Raw genomic sequence first — 1,734 nt, forward strand, 5'->3', positions numbered from 1 at the left:
CAATATAAATACAAAAAAGAAGGTGACTCTAAACAAGTTAAGATAAAGGATAGAGCGAGTATTTCTGAAAGACCTAGCAGTGCTAATAGAAAAAATCTTTATCACTTTGAAGGTGACACTATTGTTGGTAAAGACCATAAAAGTGCTATTGTAACAATGGTCGATAGAGCTAGCAGATTTACTATTTTAGCCAAGTCTATAGATAGAACAGCTAATTCAATCAATAGAATATTGTACAAAGTATCTAATGGTCATAAAATATTAACAGCTACATTTGATAATGGTAAAGAGTTTGCTAAACATAAGAAGCTAACTAGCAAGACTGGCATCAAAGTATTCTTTGCTGATCCATACAGTCCTTGGCAAAGAGGTACTAATGAAAACATGAATAGGTATATCAGACAATTTATACCTAAAGGTACTAACTTTAACAATATATCTCATCAATACATTAGAAAGTTACAGATAGACTTGAATAATAGACCTAAGAAATGTTTAAATTACTTGACACCTAATGAAGTACATTTTGGTATCTCTATAAACATTGAGAATACAATCTAGCTTTAAAAACTTAAAGCCTACTAAAAGACAAAGCATAAATGCACTAACTGCCATATTACTATAAAATGGTGCTCCATAGCCATAATTATCTTTTAGCCAACTAGCTATGAATAGCGCTCCGAAGCTTCCCAAATTAATACTCATATAGAAAATATTAAAGCCAAAATCTCTTTTTGAATCATTCAAACTAGACTTGTCATAAATCTCCCAATAAAGGCAGACATATTTGACTTTATGAGACCTGTACTTACAGAAATAAAACTCAAACCCAAATATAACATACTTTGACTAGTTGAATATGCCAATATAAAGAATCCACTAAGCATGAAAAGTGAACCTAGCAGACCAGCTCGGTAATATCCAAAATATCTCTCAGCAATAAAACCTCCTAAAATAGCTGAAATATATACCATCGAAAGAGTTGTACCAACCAAAGATGGTAATAAGTCTTGTGAAATTTGAAATTTATCTATCAAATAAAATATTAATAGTGATTGGATTATATAATATCCATAACGCTCAGTAAACTCTGCTAATGATGTAATTGCTAAAACTTTTTTTTCTTCTCTGAGATCTCTAGCGTTGATATCTTGGCTACTCATATTTAATAAGCTAGATTGTATTCTCAATGTTTATAGAGATACCAAAATGTACTTCATTAGGTGTCAAGTAATTTAAACATTTCTTAGGTCTATTATTCAAGTCTATCTGTAACTTTCTAATGTATTGATGAGATATATTGTTAAAGTTAGTACCTTTAGGTATAAATTGTCTGATATACCTATTCATGTTTTCATTAGTACCTCTTTGCCAAGGACTGTATGGATCAGCAAAGAATACTTTGATGCCAGTCTTGCTAGTTAGCTTCTTATGTTTAGCAAACTCTTTACCATTATCAAATGTAGCTGTTAATATTTTATGACCATTAGATACTTTGTACAATATTCTATTGATTGAATTAGCTGTTCTATCTATAGACTTGGCTAAAATAGTAAATCTGCTAGCTCTATCGACCATTGTTACAATAGCACTTTTATGGTCTTTACCAACAATAGTGTCACCTTCAAAGTGATAAAGATTTTTTCTATTAGCACTGCTAGGTCTTTCAGAAATACTCGCTCTATCCTTTATCTTAACTTGTTTAGAGTCACCTTCTTTTTTGTATTTATATTG

The 1,734-nt window shown here is 30.7% G+C and carries 2 protein-coding genes and 1 pseudogene; 1 reads left to right on the forward strand and 2 read right to left on the reverse strand.

Annotated features, from left to right (window positions below; translation table 11 throughout):
- A partial coding sequence (locus F8C69_RS10065) for an IS30 family transposase (RefSeq protein WP_159183759.1) occupies positions 1–561 on the forward strand: 561 nt, incomplete at its 5' end.
- A 3-nt stretch (positions 562–564) separates the two neighbouring features.
- Here F8C69_RS10065 and F8C69_RS10075 read toward each other — a convergent pair.
- Together F8C69_RS10075 and F8C69_RS10080 are read right to left on the reverse strand one after the other, a co-directional pair.
- Positions 565–1,163: pseudogene (locus F8C69_RS10075) on the reverse strand (POT-type proton-dependent oligopeptide transporter); the annotation flags it as partial.
- Positions 1,164–1,173: 10 nt separating this feature from the next.
- On the reverse strand, positions 1,174–1,734 hold a 561-nt coding region (locus F8C69_RS10080; protein ID WP_159183759.1), incomplete at its 5' end, for an IS30 family transposase.

It is taken from the genome of Francisella noatunensis subsp. noatunensis (genome assembly GCF_009823375.1).
Taxonomy (GTDB): Bacteria; Pseudomonadota; Gammaproteobacteria; order Francisellales; family Francisellaceae; genus Francisella; species Francisella noatunensis.